Annotated in this window: 15 protein-coding genes; 5 read left to right on the top strand and 10 right to left on the bottom strand. The window is 65.5% G+C overall.

What is annotated here, in order from left to right:
• Nucleotides 1-156: 156 nt before the first annotated feature.
• Both Q3A80_RS06750 and Q3A80_RS06745 read right to left on the bottom strand, forming a co-directional pair.
• Complete coding sequence (locus Q3A80_RS06750) at nucleotides 157-1,449, bottom strand: MFS transporter (protein WP_446328291.1); 1,293 nt, start codon at nucleotides 1,447-1,449, stop codon at nucleotides 157-159.
• 195 nt (nucleotides 1,450-1,644) lie between these two features.
• Nucleotides 1,645-1,773: a hypothetical protein gene (locus Q3A80_RS06745; RefSeq protein ID WP_446328290.1), complete on the bottom strand. Its 129-nt coding sequence runs from the start codon at nucleotides 1,771-1,773 to the stop codon at nucleotides 1,645-1,647.
• A gap of 30 nt (nucleotides 1,774-1,803) precedes the next feature.
• Here Q3A80_RS06745 and Q3A80_RS06740 point away from each other — a divergent pair, with 30 nt between their 5' ends.
• Nucleotides 1,804-3,285 carry a bifunctional transcriptional activator/DNA repair enzyme AdaA gene (locus tag Q3A80_RS06740; RefSeq protein ID WP_446328289.1) on the top strand — a complete coding sequence of 494 codons (1,482 nt, stop codon included), beginning with the start codon at nucleotides 1,804-1,806 and terminating at the stop codon, nucleotides 3,283-3,285.
• The gene (locus tag Q3A80_RS06735; RefSeq protein WP_446328288.1) at nucleotides 3,282-3,821 is read left to right on the top strand and encodes a methylated-DNA--[protein]-cysteine S-methyltransferase; all 540 of its coding nucleotides are present in this window, start codon (nucleotides 3,282-3,284) and stop codon (nucleotides 3,819-3,821) included. The genes Q3A80_RS06740 and Q3A80_RS06735 overlap by 4 nt, the downstream gene beginning before the upstream one ends.
• Nucleotides 3,822-3,924: 103 nt before the next feature.
• Here Q3A80_RS06735 and Q3A80_RS06730 read toward each other — a convergent pair whose 3' ends face one another.
• Nucleotides 3,925-4,416, bottom strand: a complete 492-nt coding sequence (locus Q3A80_RS06730) for an Lrp/AsnC family transcriptional regulator (protein WP_446328287.1) — start codon at nucleotides 4,414-4,416, stop codon at nucleotides 3,925-3,927.
• Between the two features lie 156 nt (nucleotides 4,417-4,572).
• Here Q3A80_RS06730 and glmS point away from each other — a divergent pair, with 156 nt between their 5' ends.
• Nucleotides 4,573-6,402, top strand: a complete 1,830-nt coding sequence (gene glmS, locus Q3A80_RS06725) for a glutamine--fructose-6-phosphate transaminase (isomerizing) (protein WP_446328286.1) — start codon at nucleotides 4,573-4,575, stop codon at nucleotides 6,400-6,402.
• A 171-nt stretch (nucleotides 6,403-6,573) separates the two neighbouring features.
• Complete coding sequence (locus tag Q3A80_RS06720; protein ID WP_370539293.1) at nucleotides 6,574-7,848, top strand: IS256-like element ISBcen18 family transposase; 1,275 nt, start codon at nucleotides 6,574-6,576, stop codon at nucleotides 7,846-7,848.
• Between the two features lie 84 nt (nucleotides 7,849-7,932).
• Here the strand turns inward: Q3A80_RS06720 and Q3A80_RS06715 are convergent, their stop codons facing one another.
• Nucleotides 7,933-8,742, bottom strand: coding sequence for a hypothetical protein (locus tag Q3A80_RS06715; protein ID WP_446328441.1), 810 nt, complete (start codon nucleotides 8,740-8,742; stop codon nucleotides 7,933-7,935).
• A 124-nt stretch (nucleotides 8,743-8,866) separates the two neighbouring features.
• Nucleotides 8,867-9,682: an AraC family transcriptional regulator gene (locus Q3A80_RS06710; RefSeq protein WP_446328285.1), complete on the bottom strand. Its 816-nt coding sequence runs from the start codon at nucleotides 9,680-9,682 to the stop codon at nucleotides 8,867-8,869.
• A gap of 123 nt (nucleotides 9,683-9,805) precedes the next feature.
• On the opposite strand from Q3A80_RS06710, the gene Q3A80_RS06705 reads away from it, so the two are divergent.
• Nucleotides 9,806-10,465 carry a glutathione S-transferase family protein gene (locus tag Q3A80_RS06705; RefSeq protein ID WP_446328284.1) on the top strand — a complete coding sequence of 220 codons (660 nt, stop codon included), beginning with the start codon at nucleotides 9,806-9,808 and terminating at the stop codon, nucleotides 10,463-10,465.
• 154 nt (nucleotides 10,466-10,619) lie between these two features.
• On the opposite strand, the gene Q3A80_RS06700 is transcribed toward Q3A80_RS06705, so the two are convergent.
• From Q3A80_RS06700 to Q3A80_RS06680, 5 genes are all read right to left on the bottom strand, one after another.
• The gene (locus Q3A80_RS06700) at nucleotides 10,620-11,708 is read right to left on the bottom strand and encodes a porin (protein WP_446328283.1); all 1,089 of its coding nucleotides are present in this window, start codon (nucleotides 11,706-11,708) and stop codon (nucleotides 10,620-10,622) included.
• 215 nt (nucleotides 11,709-11,923) lie between these two features.
• Complete coding sequence (locus Q3A80_RS06695) at nucleotides 11,924-12,259, bottom strand: Rieske (2Fe-2S) protein (RefSeq protein WP_446328282.1); 336 nt, start codon at nucleotides 12,257-12,259, stop codon at nucleotides 11,924-11,926.
• Between the two features lie 2 nt (nucleotides 12,260-12,261).
• Nucleotides 12,262-12,573, bottom strand: coding sequence for a YciI family protein (locus tag Q3A80_RS06690; RefSeq protein ID WP_006405414.1), 312 nt, complete (start codon nucleotides 12,571-12,573; stop codon nucleotides 12,262-12,264).
• A gap of 5 nt (nucleotides 12,574-12,578) precedes the next feature.
• Complete coding sequence (locus Q3A80_RS06685) at nucleotides 12,579-13,451, bottom strand: intradiol ring-cleavage dioxygenase (protein WP_446328281.1); 873 nt, start codon at nucleotides 13,449-13,451, stop codon at nucleotides 12,579-12,581.
• Between the two features lie 28 nt (nucleotides 13,452-13,479).
• Nucleotides 13,480-14,547 (bottom strand): maleylacetate reductase, encoded by a 1,068-nt coding sequence (locus Q3A80_RS06680; protein WP_446328280.1) that lies wholly within the window; start codon nucleotides 14,545-14,547, stop codon nucleotides 13,480-13,482.
• Nucleotides 14,548-14,554: the final 7 nt, after the last annotated feature.

Genomic DNA, 14,554 nt, shown 5'->3' with positions numbered 1-14,554 from the left:
GCCGCCCTGCGCGCATCGCTCGCCGCCGCTGGTTGAGCGGGTCGAAGCGCGCGTCCGGATCCTTCAACGAGTCGGCTGCGCCGCCCTACGCTTCGGCTTCAAATAAAAACGCGCCGCCTGCGGGCGGCGCGTTCGTTTGCCGCGAGGCGATCACGATCACGCGTCGAGCTTCGCCGGCTTCATCTTCGGCGTGAGCAGGTGCATGACCGCCAGCGCGAGCAGGTAGGCCAGCGCGCCGATCGCGAACAGCACCCAGTAATGGCCGGTGCGTTGCAGCACCTGGCCGATCACTTCAGAGAACAGCACGCCGCCGATCGACCCGGCCATCCCGCCGATGCCGACCACCGATGCGACCGCGCGGCGCGGGAACAGGTCGGACGCCGTCGTGAACAGGTTCGCCGACCAGCCCTGGTGCGCGGCGGCGGCGAGGCCGACGATCAGCACCGCGATCCACAGGCTCTGCACCTGCGACACGAACGCGATCGGCAGCACACAGCATGCGCAGATCAGCATCGCCGTCTTGCGTGCGCCGTTCACGCTCCAGCCGGCGCGCAGCAGCATCGACGACAGCCAGCCGCCGCCGATGCTGCCGACCGTCGTCAGCGCATAGATGCACACGAGCGGCAGGCCGATATGCTGCATGTCCATCCCGCGCGACTCGTTCAGCCACTTCGGCAGCCAGAACAGGTAGAACCACCACACCGGATCGGTCAGGAACTTGCCGATCAGGAACGCCCACGTCTCGCGCTTGCGGATCAGCTCGCCCCAGCGCGGCGCGCCGGCGTCCGCGTTCGCCGCGTCGAGCGCTTCGGCTTCGTCGCGCGGCTCGTCGTATTCCGCGGCGAGCGCGCGCGTGTCGGCCGTGCGATACATCACCAGCCATACCGCGAGCCAGATGATGCCGATCGCGCCGATGATCACGAACGCCGCGCGCCATCCGTAGGCGACCGCGATCGCCGGAATGATCGCCGGTGCGAACACCGCGCCGATGTTCGCACCCGAGTTGAAGATGCCCGTCGCGAGCGCGCGTTCGCGGCGCGGAAACCATTCCGCCGTCGTCTTGATCGCGGCCGGGAAGTTGCCGCCCTCGCCGATCCCGAGCAGCGCGCGCACGGCCGCGAAACCCATCACCGAGCCGACCGCCGCGTGCAGCATCGCGGCGATGCTCCACACCAGCATCGCGACCGCATACGAGATGCGCGTGCCGAGCCAGTCGACGATGCGCCCGAAGCCGAGCAGCCCGATCGCATAGAACGCCGAGAACGCCATCACGATGCGGCCGTACTGCACCTGGCTCCAGCCGATGTCGTGCTGGAGCATCGGCGCGAGCAGGCCGAGGATCTGGCGATCCATGTAGTTGATGACGGTCGCGAAAAACAGCAGCGCGCAGACGGTCCAGCGGTAGCGGCTGGCGGCGGCCCGCACGGCGCCGACGACGGCAGATTGCATGAATGTCTCCGATGCGCGGTCGCGCCCGTCGCGCCGCATGTCGATGCCTGTTCGTGACCGGCGACGGGCGCCGGGGCGGGCCGCGGCCGGCCCGTTGCGTGGTGCGGCCGCTTGCCCGTCAAGTTCTGGAAAACGTTTTTCAAAGCATAGGCCGCCCGGCGGTGCCCTGTCAGTCCGGGATTTCGATGAGTCATCTCAATTTGAGGCGCGCAAAAAGAGACGACTGTTTCGCAGAATGGCAGTAACCGTTTTTCCGCTGATTTTCCCGGCGGAAAACAGGGCCATGAATAGCGCGATGACGCGCACCGGCATGCCGATGCACATGTCCGATTCCGGCCAGAATCGCAGCCGCCGATGGTTTACAGTCGTTGCATGCGCCTCGATCCCGACATCTGCTACGACGCCCTGCTTTCGCGGAACCGCCGCTTCGACGGCTGGTTCTTCGTCGGCGTGTCGACGACGGGCGTGTATTGCCGCCCCGTTTGTCCGGTGAAGCCGCCGAAGGCGCAGAACTGCAGCTATTACCCGACCGCCGCCGCCGCTGAGAAAGCCGGCTTCCGGCCGTGCATGCGGTGCCGGCCCGAGCTTGCCCCGGGCCACGGCTTGCTCGACCTGTCCGGCAATCTCGCCGACGCCGCGGCGGCGCTGATCGAGAATGGCTTCCTGAACGAGCACGGCATCGATGCGCTCGCGCGGCGAGTCGGGGTGACCGAGCGTCACTTGCGAAGGATCTTCGCCGCGCAGTTCGGCGTGTCGACGGTCGAATTCGCGCAGACGCAGCGGCTGTTGATGGCGAAACGGCTGCTGACCGATACCGCGCTGCCGGTGGCCGTCGTCGCGTCGACCGCCGGGTTCGGCAGCGTGCGGCGCTTCAACGACTTGTTCCGGCAACGCTACGGCCTCAATCCGCTGCGCGTGCGCAAGGGTGCCGGCGCAGCCGCCGGCGGCGACATGACGTTTCCGCTGCCGTACCGGCCGCCGTTCGCATGGGGCGAGCTGATGCGCTTTCTCGCGCAGCGGCAGATCGTCGGCGTCGAGCGGATCGATGCGCATGGCTACGCGCGCGCCGTCGCGCTGCCGAATGGCGAGCGCAACGGGCAGGTGACCGGCTGGCTGTCCGTTACGCACGTGCCGCAGCGGTTCGCACTCGCCGTCACCGTGTCGCCCGCGCTGACGCCCGTCGTGCCGGCCGTGCTCGCGCGCGTGCGGCGCCTCTTCGATCTCGACAGCCGCCCCGACGTGATCGATGCGCATCTCGGCGAACTCGCCGACGGCACGCCGGGCCTGCGCGTGCCCGGCGCGTTCGACGGGCTCGAGATCGCGGTCCGGGCAATCGCGGGTGAACACCTGGCGGCGACGGACGGCGGTGCCGCGCTCGCGCGAGTGGCGGAACGCTTCGGAATGCCGATATCGGCTGACGGCGCGCCGCCCGGCCTCACGCACGCGTTGCCTGCCGCCGACACGCTGGCGGATACGCCGCCGGCGGCGCTGGAAGCAATCGGCGTGACGCGCGCTGCGGCGCATGCCATCGTGTCGCTGGCACGCGCGGTTGCCGACGGCACGCTCGTGCTCGAACCGATGGCGCCGCTCGATGCGACCCTCGCCGCGCTGCGCGCGCTGCCGGGCTTCGACGAACGCGCGGTGCAGTACGTCGCGATGCGCGCGATGGCGTGGCCGAATGCGTTCCCCGCCGACGAAGCGTGGTTTGCCCGACGTGCCGCCAATGCCGAGCGCCCGCGCATCGCATCATCCGAGCCGCACGCGGCACGGTGGGCGCCGTGGCGCGCGTATGCCGCACTGCATGTGTGGCGGCTTCAAGGAGAAGTGTTGCGATGACTCCCGCTCATCTGATCGCGAGCCCACTGGGCGACATCGCCATCCGCATCGAGGACGATGCGCTGACTGGCCTGTTCTTCGTCGGCCAGAAATACTATCCGTCGCTTGCGATCGCGCCCGATGCGAACGCCGACGCGCGCAACGCGTCGCCGCTCGCGCGCAAGGTCGCCGAAGAAGTCGCCGAGTATTTCACCGGCACGCGCGAGACGTTCACCGTGCCGATTCACCTGCGCGGCACCGCGTTTCAACGCAGCGTGTGGAAGCAACTGCTCGCGATTCCGTTCGGCGAACTCGTGTCGTATGGCGACATCACCGAACGTGTCGGGTTGCCGATGAGCGCTGCGCGTGCGGTGGGCGGTGCGGTCGGCCGCAATCCGGTGTCGATCATGGTGCCGTGCCATCGCGTGATCGGCGCGTCGGGCAGCTTGACCGGGTATGCGGGCGGGATCGAACGGAAGCGCGCGTTGCTGTCGCTCGAAGGTGCCGGGTTTCAGCGCGGCGAGCGCCATGCGATGCAGCAGTCGCTCGCGTTCTGATTGAACGGCGGCGCGTGCCGGTCTGCGACCAGCAGGCACTCGTGGCCGCGGACATGGTCGGGGCCCCTGGCGGTCGCGTGATGAGGCGAGCGCCGCGATGCGGTCACGCGCGCTTGCGCATCGCATGCGCGACTCGCGCGTTTGCCTCGAACTTCGCGCGATGCGTCGAGAAGAACGTCCGCACGTTGCGCACGTTCGACGCGCCGGTGAACAGCCGCCGCGCGAATTCGTCGTATTCGGCGACGTCGGCCAGATCGGCCACCACCACGAAATCCGGCCCCGGCGACACGCGATAGCACTGCGTGACCGACGGCTCAGCACATACGTACGCTTCGAACGCGTCGTAGTCCTCGGCCGTCTGCCGGTCGAGGCTGATTTCGATCAACGCCGTGACGGCCGTGCCGATCGCGACCGGATCGAGCACCGCGACCTGGCGGCGGATTACTCCCGCTTCCGTCAGCCGGCGCACGCGGCGCATGCAGGTCGGCGGCGACGACAGCGCGCGCTCCGCCAGTTGCAGGTTCGACACCGATGCGTCGTGCTGCAGGATCGCGAGAATGCGCAGGTCGAGATCGTCGAGTGTGATGCCGGCCATCGGCAGCTCCTTCCGGTCAATGTGTGAAATTTTATTTCAACATGATAACCGATCGCCCCAGTGTTTCATTTATTGCATAATTTTGAAATTTAATTCCATTGGCGCACCTCTACCATCGCTGTCACGGATTCAGACAGGACATTTACGGAGCGCGATATGTGTGGAATTGTCGGGGCGGTTGCCCAACGGGACATCCTGCCGAACCTCGTCGACGGGCTGAAGCGGCTCGAATACCGCGGCTACGACTCGTGCGGTGTCGTCGTCTATCGCGACCGTGCGCTGGCACGCGCGCGCAGCGTCGACCGCGTCGCTAATCTGCAGCGCGAGATCGCCGAGCATGGGTTGTCGGGCTACACCGGCATCGCGCATACGCGCTGGGCGACACACGGCGCGCCCGTCACGCTCAATGCGCATCCGCACTTCTCGCCGAGCGACGAGAACGCGCGCATCGCGCTGTCGCACAACGGGATCATCGAGAACTGCGATCAGCTGCGCGCGGAACTGCAGGCGCACGGCTACGTGTTCGCGAGCCAGACCGACAGCGAGGCGATCGCGCACCTGATCGATCATCTGTACGACGGCGACCTGTTCGATGCGGTGCGCCGCGCGGTCGCGCGACTGCGCGGCAGCTACGCGATCGCGGTGATGTGCCGCGACGAGCCGCACCGGATCGTCGGTGCGCGCGACGGGATGCCGCTCGTCGTCGGTGTCGGCGATGGCGAAAACTTCCTCGCGTCGGATGCGATCGCGTTGTCGGGCATCACCGATCGCATCGCCTACCTCGAGAACGGCGACGTCGCGGACGTTCAACTGCATCGCTACTGGATCGTCGATGCGACCGGCCAGCGTGTCGAGCGCGCGGTGCAGCGGGTGGCCGCGCATAGCGGCGCGGCCGACCTCGGGTCGTATCGCTACTACATGCAGAAGGAGATTTTCGAGCAGCCGCAGGCGGTGGCCGATACGCTGCTCGACGTCGGGTCGATCATGCCGGAGCTGTTCGGCGACGGCGCGTGGCGCGTGTTCAACGACGTCGATTCGGTGTTGCTGCTCGCATGCGGCGGCAGCTATCACGCGGCGCTGACCGCGAAGTACTGGATCGAGAGCATCGCGAAGTTGCCGGTAGGCGTCGAGATCGCGAGCGAGTTTCGGTATCGCGACAGCGTGGCGAATCCGCGTACGCTGGTTGTCGCGGTGTCGCAGAGCGGCGAGACGGCTGATGTGCTCGGTGCGGTGCATGTCGCGAAGCAGCGCGGGATGATGCATACGCTCGCGATCTGCAATGTCGCGACCAGTGCGCTGATGCGCGAATGCGCGCTGCAGTTCGTCACGCGGGCGGGAATCGAGATCGGCGTGGCTTCGACGAAGGCTTTTACGACGCAGCTCGTTGCGTTGTTCCTGCTGACGCTGTCACTGGCACAGGTGCGCGGGCGGTTGAGCGATGACGAGGAGAAGGAGCACTTGCGTGCGCTGCGGCATCTGCCCGATGCGATGTCGAAGGTGCTTGCGCTTGAGCCGCAGATCATGGGCTGGTCGGAGATGCTCGCGCGACGCGACAACATGCTGTTTCTCGGGCGCGGGATGCATTATCCGACCGCACTCGAAGGCGCGCTGAAGATGAAGGAGATTTCTTATATTCATGCGGAGGCTTATCCGGCCGGGGAGTTGAAGCATGGGCCGCTGGCGTTGGTCAGTAATGAAATGCCCGTTATCGCGGTGGCGCCGAATGATGTGCTTCTGGAGAAGCTCAAGTCGAACATGCATGAAGTCAGTGCGCGGAACGGCAGGCTTTTTGTTTTCGCGGATGTGGACTGTGGGTTGGTGCCGAGTGATGGCATCGAGGTGATTCGGCTCAATGAGTACTACGGGCCGCTGTCGCCGATTCTGCATACGCTGCCGATGCAGTTGCTCGCTTATCACGCTGCGTTGGCTCGGGGGACGGATATTGATAAGCCCAGGAATCTGGCTAAGTCGGTGACGGTGGAGTGAGGATTGGTGGGGCTCTTTTCTGCTGGCGGGACGTATCCGGGGAGCCGTCGTCATCGGCCCCTTGACCACCGGGTCGAGCAGTTCCTTGGGCAGTTCAGGCACCGTCGTTGCGAAGGGACCTATCCGTGATTTCGTGGGCGAGGCATATCATGAGGTGTAAAAGTCATGGATATGCCGATGAAGAAGAAAAGGCAAACTGTAGCGCGTCAGGCAGCGGCCCGCGGGCCGCTGCCTGAACTGCCCAAGGAACTGCTGGACCAACTGGTCAAGGGGCCGATGACGCCGACCGAAGTGCAGGACCTGATGCTGGCGTTCAACAAAGCGATCATCGAACGCGCAATGGGCGCCGAGATGAATCTGCATCTGGGCTACCCGTCGGGCCAGCCCAAGCCGGCCGGGCAAGCCAACGAGCGCAACGGCGCCAGCGGCAAGACGGTCATCACCGATCGTGGTCCGGTTCGGGTCGAAGTCCCCCGCGATCGCGACGGCAGCTTCGAACCGATCCTGATTCCCAAGCATGAGCGCCGCTTCACCGGCTTCGACGAACGTATCATCGCGATGTACGCCCGCGGCATGAGCGTGCGGGAGATTCAAGCGTTTCTGGCCGAGAGCTACGGCACCGAGGTGTCTGCCGACTTCATCAGCTCGGTCACCGACGAGGTGATGGCCGAGGCGCTGAGCTGGCAAAGCCGCCCGCTTGAGACGATGTATCCGGTGGTGTTCTTCGATGCGCTGCGGGTCAAGATCCGCGACGACGGCGTGGTCAGCAACAAGGCCGTCTATCTGGCCTTGGGCATCCAGGCCGACGGCCAGCGCGACGTGCTGGGCCTCTGGATCGAGCAAACCGAGGGCGCCAAGTTCTGGCTCAAGGTGTTCAACGAACTGAAGACGCGCGGCTGCCAGGACATCCTGATCGCCGTGGTCGATGGCCTGAAGGGGCTCACCGAGGCCATCAGCGCGGCCTATCCGCGGACCACCGTTCAGACCTGCATCGTGCATCTGATCCGCAACAGCCTCGAATACGCCAGCTACAAGGACCGTAAGGTGCTCGCCGCAGCGCTGCGCCCGATCTACGCGGCTGCCAGCGAAGAGGCGGCGCGGCAGGCGCTGCAAGACTTCGCCGACGGCCCTTGGGGCGCGAAGTACCCGACGATCGTGCAGTCGTGGCAACGCGCGTGGGAGCACGTCGTGCCGTTCTACGTGTTTCCGCCGGAGATTCGACGGGTCGTGTACACCACGAACGCGATAGAAAGTTTGAATATGCAGTTGCGCAAGATCATCAAGACCCGTGGTCACTTCCCCAATGACGAGGCGGCCATCAAGCTGCTCTGGCTGGCGCTGCGCAACGTACTGGCCAAAACCGTGCGGACTGCGTTCGACTGGAAATCAGCGATGAACCAGTTTGCTATCCTGTTCGGAGAGCGATTTATGAAGGCGCGCGGATAACGCGTTGTTCAACCGCCTCACCCACAAAAATGCGGACAGGTTCTTGCGAAGTCACCGACCTGTCCGCCAGCAACTTGAAAAACCCTACTTCGACAACCGCAACTTCCTCGCCACCACGACCCCGCTCGACGGGCTCACCAGCGAGATCGCATCGACATCCATGTGCAACGTAGAGACCGTGGTCGTAATATCCGTCGGCTCATCAATACTCGGCTCGGCATGCTCGGTTTCTTCCGTCAGATAAGGCCGCACCAGCCGTCCGGAGAAAACGAGCGCGAAATCGCCATGCGTTTGCGCATACACAGCGGGCGAAACCCGCATCCCGCTCCGAACGGTAGTCTTCTTGCCGTGCCCCGACTCGAGCTCGATGATGTCGATCTGCTGGATATACCCCTTCGCCTTCGCTTCGGGCGCAACCACGAGCCCTCGCCCTCGCCGCCCCGTGATGACCTTTCTGAGCAGAATGCCCGTGCGGTCGTTGCGCTCTGCGTCAAACAGATCGACATCGACCGTCAACAGTTGCCGCTTCGATTGGTACCTCACGCCGTACTGCACCGGCACCACGAACGTCACGTCGCGATCCAGATCGACGGCTGCCAGCTCGGGATTCGGCTCATGCCGGACGACACCGCCGGAAACCAGACCACGGACCCGAGCAGTCAACGAAGGCGTGCTGGCGCTGATGTGCAGCTTCTTCAGCGCATCGCGAATGGCAACCGGGTCGTCGCCGACAATCGGGCGGGCAGATGACGTATCGTGATCGACGACTGGCGCAACGCGCGCCGTGCCGTCGACAGCCTCCTGAGCATGCGCAGCGAACGGCGCCAGCATCACCGCCAGCGCGACGGCGCACACCAACTTGGAACGGCGCAGCCTGGATTTCCGGTGCAACACGGTGAGCTCCTGATTCTCTTGCAGATCGGTCAACGACGAGCACTATAGGGTGGAATGATCGACAACGCATCCAGTGTGCAAAATTTCGCAGACGGCGCCCCCGCCCGCCCGGAATTCGTGCCCCTTATCCCTGTCGATCTTCCCGCCGATACTCCGCAGGCGCCTTCCCCACCAGCTTCCGAAAATCGCGCGTGAAATGCGCCTGATCGAAGTATCCCAACGACTGAGCGAGTTCGGCGAGATCGACCGTCTCGCCGCCCGCGAGCTTGTCGGCGGCCTCATGCAATCGATATCGACAGATCACCCACTTCGGCGTCACACCCACATAGTTCGAAAACAGCTGCTGCAGCGTGCGCTCGCTCGACCCTGCACGCTCGGCGAGATCACGCACGTGCGTGAGCCCGAGATCCTGCTGCAGCATCTGCAAGATCGCATGAATGCGCTCGACCTGCGGATCGGGCGGCGGCAGCACGCGCATCAGCAGCGCTTCCGCGGCGGCCACCATTCCGGCGTCATCCGCGGCGCCGAGCACCGCGTCTTCGGCTTCGGCATCGTCGCAGTCGAGCAGCGTCGACACCGGCAGCACCTTGTCGGTCATCAAATGTACGGGCTTGCCGAAAAACGCCCGAAACGCGCCCGGCCGGAACCGCAATCCGAGCACGCGCCCCGCACCTGCCAGCGTCGTCTCGAACGCGCCGGACACCACCCCGAAGATCCCCGTCTGCCGCCGATCGAACACGAGGTTCACGCACGGATACGGCAGCGTGCGCTGCACAAACGGCGGCTGGTCGCGCAGATCCCATTCGACGACCCAGTGGTGATCGAGCACGCCGGCCAGTTCGGCGCGCGGGTGGTAGCGATTCAGGCGGAAGCGCTGATTGAAGGCTTTCGGGCCGACGACGCCCTTGGGCGTGCCGGTCACGTTACGCAAGTCGGCCATGCTGACGAACCGTTGAGGTGACTGCGTGATGATGCACCGCCACAGCGGGTTTTTCCAAGACGGCGGCGCCCAACCGTCCTACATTTGAATTCCCGTCCACGACCGCACACGCCGGAGCCCGCGATGCCGCAAGACCGTCACCTTACTCTCTTCCACTCCCCGCGCAGCCGATCGGCCGGCGTGCGCATGCTGCTCGAGGAGTTGGGCGCCGACTATGAACTTCACACATTCGATCTCACGACCGGTAAACACCACGAAGCCGATTACCTCGCGATCAATCCGATGGGCAAGGTTCCCGCGCTGCGTCACGGCGACGTGATCGTCACCGAGCAGGCGGCCGTCTACCTGTACGCGGCGGAACTGTATCCGGAAGCCGGCCTGTCGCCGGCGCCGGGCGATGCGCTGCGCGGACCGTATCTGCGCTGGATGACGTTCTATGGCTCCTGCCTCGAGCCGGCCGTCGTCGACCGCTCGATGAATCGCCCGCCTGCCGCTTACTCGACGTCGCCGTACGGCGACTTCGATACCGTCGTCAACACGATCAATGCGCAACTGGCCAAGGGGCCCTATCTGCTAGGCGAGCGCTTCACGGCGGCGGACATCCTGTGGGGCGCGGCGCTGAACTGGATCACGATGTTCAAACTGATGCCAGAGACGCCCGTCGTGCGCGCCTACATCGACCGCATCCTGGCGCGTCCGGCCGTCCAGCGGGCGCAGGCGGCGGACGCAGCGCTGGCGGCAGAGCTGGACAAGGCCAAAGAGGCAGCAGCGGCAAGGCAATAGTTGGAATGGTGGCAGGTCCGGACGCAAATGCCGCCTGCCGCCGCGCGCGCACCGGCAACGCGGCGCGCCGCCCCTGTTGGGGAAACACGGTCCGCGCCGAACGACGACGCAGACCGTTTCCGCGAACGGAAGCAACGCGCAGAGCCTTTGCGCGTCAAAACATCGTATGCACGCCGATCCGCGCGACGGCCTGACTCGCTGAACTCGACGCGCCGTTCGCATCGAGTACACCGTTGATCTGCGCGTTCGCGCCGCTGTTCGCGCGTTGATAATCGGCGGACACGTACACCATCGTCCGCTTCGACAACAGGTATTGCAGCGCGACGCTGACCTGATGCGCATGGTTGTCGTTCACGGCTTCGTTGCCCTTCATGTACATGTACTTCGCGCCGAGAAAGACGTCCGGCCGGATGCGCCAGACGCCGCCCGCTTCGGCCATCCACACGCCGGCGTCGTTGAACGAGTTGTGGACAGTGGTCAGCAGCGCCTTCGCTGTCACCGCGCCGAAGTCGTAGTGCATGCCGACGCCCCAGTTGCGCACACTCGTCGACGGCGTCCCGGGCGCGGAACCGTACTTCTCGTTCGTATAGGCCGCGCCGATGCCGAATCCGCCGACGTCGTAGTTCAATCCCGCACTCACGGTGTTGTTCGCACCGACGGAACCGGCCACGCCGCCGAACGCATACATCACGCCGCCGGAAAACCCGCCGATCGTCGGCGAACTGTATTTGACGGAATTCGCGACCGGTTTGCTGCCCGCGGTGCGATCCCAGTCGAACGCGCCGGTCGGATTGTTCGGCAGCGCCAGCCGCTGGAACGGCCCGTTCCTGAACCCGTACAGCCCCGTGATGTCCATCGAGATCGCGTTCCCTTTCGCGAACAGCGCATCCACCATGAAGTCGTACTGATTCCCGAGCCGGACGCTGCCGAGCCGGTCGCTCTCGATGCCGACGTAAGCGTTGCGCGCGAAGATGCCCGTGCCGATGATGCTGCCGTTCGCCATCGAGAACTGATTCACGAGCGCGAACGTCGCGCGATATCCGCCGCCGAGATCTTCCGTGCCGCGCAGGCCGAACAGGTTCGGTGTAAAGATGCCGTCGTCGAACTTGACGTTCTTCCCGCCGCCCTCGTTGCTGACATACGAAATGCCGCTGTCGATCAGACCGAACAGCGTCACGCTGCTTTGCGCGTACGCGCCCGGCGCGATGGCGAGCATCGCGAGTACACCAAACCTGAGTTTCATTGTGTCTCCGTCTTTTTTGGAAATTTGAGCGAGCGTCCGCTGCTTCATGGGGACTCGCCCGATGCGTCTCGAAACAACACCTTCCCCCGCCCGGATCAGGTCCGATTCAGGCCGGCACATCTGAATTTAGTTAGCGATACTGATTCAACGACACGGAGAAGATCACGCCGATTGCCGATTTCATCGAACCCGACGCGACTACCCGAGCGACCGATTCAAGCGTTTCGACAAATCACCCACGCGGCCGAATCCACTTCGACCGCGACCGCTTCGAGTCCGGCACCCGAACACGGTCCGTCGATACACACCCCATCGTCGAACCGGAACAACGCACTGTGATGCGCACACATCAGCACCTGCGACCGATAGCAGGACACGTTGCCCGGCACGAAATCGAGCGGAACCGAGAAGTGCGGGCAGCGGTTCACATACGCCCACACCTGCTCCCCGCGTCGCACGACGATCAACGGTCGGCCGATGCATGCTTCGTCGACGACCCGTGCGCCACCGTCAGGCACCTCGGCGAAGCGGCACAGTTGCGTCGCGCCCATGCTCACACTCTCCGCTCGGGGTTGCCGAGGCTCCAGTCCCACGGACGCACTTCCACCCGCGAGAACAGCCCTTCCTTCACATACGGATCGTTGCCGACGAACCGCATCACGGCATCGATGTCGTCGGCCTCGATCACGAGCAGCGTGCCGTTCATCGCATCGCCCTGCGGATCGAGTGTCGGGCCGCCGAGCCGCACGTACACGCCATGCTGAGCCGCCGAGCGCAGATAGCTGCGATGCGTGGAACGCACGCGGTCGCGCACGTCGCGCATCCCCGGCTGGTCCGTCGCGAACACCGCAAAGAATCGGGCCATGTCGGTCAACTCCGGTCGAGCACGAAGTCGTACGTCGCTTCGCGGTACGCACCGCTCAGCCCGAACCGGCGCGCGAGTTCATCGCCTGCGTCACGCGGACGATACGCGACCATCAGCGACGGCTTCACGCCGAACACGGCATCGGATCGCAGGTATTCGTCTTCCTCGTCGAACAGATGCGTGACAAGCTTGCGATAGCCCGGCGCGTCGATCATGAAGTGCAGATGCGCGGGCCGCCACGGATGCCGCCCGGTCGCGTCGAGCATCGTGCCGACCGGGCCGTCGGTCGGAATCGGGTAGCTGACCGGCAGAATCGTCGTGATCGCATAGCGGCCTTCGGCATCGGTCCGGTAGCGGCCGCGCAGGTTGCCGTGCGGCTGTTCCTTGTCCTGTCCGGAATACATGCCGTTGTCGGCGGTCTGCCACACATCGAGCACGGCGTCCGGCACCGGCGCACCGTCGACGGTCAGCACGCGGCCATGCACGAGCACCGGCGTGCCGGGCGTGAACGCCATGTTCTCGCCATACGCGCGCTCGGGCATGCCTTCGATGTAGAACGGACCGAACACGGTCGTTTCCGTCGCGCCGGTCGCAAAACGATGGTTGATCGCATCGACCAGCATCGACACGCCCAGCGTGTCCGACAGCAGGATGAACTCCTGCCGCACGACGTCGTCGCACATCTGTCCGGTTTCGGTCAGGAAGCGGATCGCGGCCATCCACTCGGCCTCGGTCAGTTCCGTTTCGCGGACGAACGCATGCAGGTGCCGCACGAGGCTCTGCATCAGCACGCGCAAGCGCGGGTTCGGCGTACCGTCGAAGCTCGCGACGACCTGCTCGGTCAGCCGCGTATCGCCGTCATGATGATCATTCGTCACGTTCGTCTCCTTTGATCCGGGCAGCCGCTCACTGCGGCGCGCGCCCTTCCCACGCATGCTGAAGCAATTCGCGGATCGGCGCGCGTTCGACCGCGCGCGGGTTCGCATACGGATTCCGGCATGCGAGGTCGGCGGCCTCGTCGAGGCCCGCTTCGGGCATCCCGATGTCGGCGAGCGCGGCGGACAAGCCAAGCTGCCGGTTCAGCTCGAACAACAGCGGGCCGGCTTCGGCCGCGTCGTTACCGCCCAGCGCCCGCGCGACACGTCGCAGCGCGTCGGGCGCCGCCGCATGGTTGTAGTGCGCGGTATGCGGCAACATCGCGGCGTGCGTCTGCGCGTGCGGCAGGTTGAAGGTGCCGCCGAGCGTATGACAGAGCTTGTGATGCAACGCCATGCCGACGGCGCCCAGGCACGTGCCGGCCAGCCATGCGCCGTACAGTGCGCGGCTGCGCATCTCGCGATCGTCGGGCGCGCGCACGATCGCGGGCAGCGCTTCGCCGAGCGCTCGAATCGATTCCTCCGCCATCAGGCTGATCACCGGGTTCGCATCTTCCGCGTACAGCGCTTCGACCGCGTGCGCCATCGCATTGACGCCGGACGCGGCCGAGATACCCGGCGACAGCGACAGCGTCAGCGACGGATCGTAGAGCACCGTACGCGGCAGCACGCGCGCGTCGCGCCCGGTGCGCTTCAACCGCCCTTCCGTGAGCCCGTAGATCGGCGTCATCTCCGAGCCCGCGTACGTGGTCGGCACGGCGAGGATCGGCAGCGACGATTCGAGCGCGATCGCCTTGCCGAGCCCGATCGTCGAGCCGCCGCCGATCGCGATGCAGCAGTCCGCGCCCAGCTCGGCGGCCATCTCGCGCGCCGCACGCGCGACTTCGACCGGCACGTGCATCACGGCCTGCGCGCACACGCCGGCCGCACGCTCGCCGAGCACGCCACGGACGCGTTCCGCGAGCGGCTGCTGCTCGGGCGTCGACAGGATCAGCGCCCGCTGCGCGCCGAGCGCGGTCAGTTCGTCCGGCAGCCGTTCGAGCGCGCCCCATTCGAACACGACGCGCGAAGGCGTTCCCTGGTAGACGAAGCGCTCCATCGCATCC

Source organism: Burkholderia sp. SR8, assembly GCF_052851275.1.
This window is presented reverse-complemented; position numbering and strand designations above follow the sequence as displayed.

What these genes read in the sequence shown, in the direction of transcription:
- glmS (WP_446328286.1), top strand. Translation starts at nt 4,573, where the DNA reads ATGTGTGGAATTGTCGGGGCGGTTGCCCAACGGGACATCCTGCCGAAC.
- Q3A80_RS06680 (WP_446328280.1), bottom strand. Translation starts at nt 14,547, where the DNA reads ATGGAGCGCTTCGTCTACCAGGGAACGCCTTCGCGCGTCGTGTTCGAA.
- Q3A80_RS06745 (WP_446328290.1), bottom strand. Translation starts at nt 1,773, where the DNA reads ATGTGCATCGGCATGCCGGTGCGCGTCATCGCGCTATTCATGGCCCTG.
- Q3A80_RS06720 (WP_370539293.1), top strand. Translation starts at nt 6,574, where the DNA reads ATGCCGATGAAGAAGAAAAGGCAAACTGTAGCGCGTCAGGCAGCGGCC.
- Q3A80_RS06705 (WP_446328284.1), top strand. Translation starts at nt 9,806, where the DNA reads ATGCCGCAAGACCGTCACCTTACTCTCTTCCACTCCCCGCGCAGCCGA.
- Q3A80_RS06710 (WP_446328285.1), bottom strand. Translation starts at nt 9,682, where the DNA reads ATGGCCGACTTGCGTAACGTGACCGGCACGCCCAAGGGCGTCGTCGGC.
- Q3A80_RS06700 (WP_446328283.1), bottom strand. Translation starts at nt 11,708, where the DNA reads ATGAAACTCAGGTTTGGTGTACTCGCGATGCTCGCCATCGCGCCGGGC.
- Q3A80_RS06735 (WP_446328288.1), top strand. Translation starts at nt 3,282, where the DNA reads ATGACTCCCGCTCATCTGATCGCGAGCCCACTGGGCGACATCGCCATC.
- Q3A80_RS06690 (WP_006405414.1), bottom strand. Translation starts at nt 12,573, where the DNA reads ATGGCCCGATTCTTTGCGGTGTTCGCGACGGACCAGCCGGGGATGCGC.
- Q3A80_RS06740 (WP_446328289.1), top strand. Translation starts at nt 1,804, where the DNA reads ATGGTTTACAGTCGTTGCATGCGCCTCGATCCCGACATCTGCTACGAC.
- Q3A80_RS06750 (WP_446328291.1), bottom strand. Translation starts at nt 1,449, where the DNA reads ATGCAATCTGCCGTCGTCGGCGCCGTGCGGGCCGCCGCCAGCCGCTAC.
- Q3A80_RS06730 (WP_446328287.1), bottom strand. Translation starts at nt 4,416, where the DNA reads ATGGCCGGCATCACACTCGACGATCTCGACCTGCGCATTCTCGCGATC.
- Q3A80_RS06695 (WP_446328282.1), bottom strand. Translation starts at nt 12,259, where the DNA reads ATGGGCGCGACGCAACTGTGCCGCTTCGCCGAGGTGCCTGACGGTGGC.